At 42.6% G+C, this 1,003-nt stretch carries 2 protein-coding genes; both read left to right on the forward strand.

All coding sequences use genetic code 11. From position 1 onward, the window contains the following. The coding region (locus P1P89_23255; GenBank protein MDF1594443.1) for a hypothetical protein at window positions 1–214 on the forward strand (214 nt) is incomplete at its 5' end. Window positions 215–314: 100 nt separating this feature from the next. Further along, window positions 315–611, forward strand: a complete 297-nt coding sequence (locus tag P1P89_23260; GenBank protein MDF1594444.1) for a hypothetical protein — start codon at window positions 315–317, stop codon at window positions 609–611. Window positions 612–1,003: the final 392 nt, after the last annotated feature.

Consider the following 1,003-nt stretch of genomic DNA (forward strand, 5'->3'; position numbering starts at 1 on the left):
CCACGCATTTAAATGCCGCGTGATTTGCAATGAAACCTTTATCGAAAAAAATTATTTTTATGCGACAACTATCTTGACAAACGCCGCCATCGGGGAGAAGATCGTCAAATTCTTCAACACCGGCAACTGGTTTATGAAAGAGCCAAGAGCCGGAATGGAAACCGCTGGAGCAGATCGACCAGAAACTGGGGATACATCGATCAAGTCTGGTTAAATCCGCCAAAACTTAACGAGGAAAGCACCACGCATTTAAATGCCGCGTGATTTGCAATGAAACCTTTATCGAAAAAAATTATTTTTATGCGACAACTATCTTGACAAACGCCGCAAAAGAGAAGCCGGAAATTGAAGCAGAGCTCAAGTACCTCCAGCGAAACAGAAAAAAAATGAATTACTTTGAATTGAGACAGAATAACCTCCCCATTGGAAGTGGAGTTGTTGAAGCCGCGTGTAAAAATCTCATCGGTGCTCGAATGAAAAAATCAGGTATGCGATGGACCATTGATGGCGGCCAGACTGTTCTTACACTTCGATCTCTCATCTTAAGCAATCGCTGGGAGCAGTTCTGGTCGTTTTTTGTTAACCGTCATTTTCCCGAGTTTGGAACGTAATATCAGGCGTACACCCAACTGTGTGATAGCGGCTATCAGTACTGCCGGTCCAAGTTCAGTTCCCGTCAGGAATATTGGAACAATCTTCGGACTGCGATCAAAATCATGCTCTTCCGTGATTTTGAACACCTCTTGCGCAATTTGGCAGATCCGCCTGAAATCAGAGCCCCTTAAATCCCATACACCTATTGAAAAACCAGAGCTGTGCTATTTGCATCCCCACCATCAGGCGGATAACGCATATCTGTTGCCTTTTGCCAATAAAATCCACAAAATCTTTTGCATTAATGGGCCATAAAAATACCGCTGATTGAAAAATTATCACGAATACTCTATTTAACTCAAATATCTACAGGAAATATCCACTTTAATCTGTTCGCCCAGAATTACTG

Source organism: Desulfobacterales bacterium (genome assembly GCA_029211065.1).
In the GTDB taxonomy this organism is placed as follows: domain Bacteria; phylum Desulfobacterota; class Desulfobacteria; order Desulfobacterales; family JARGFK01; genus JARGFK01.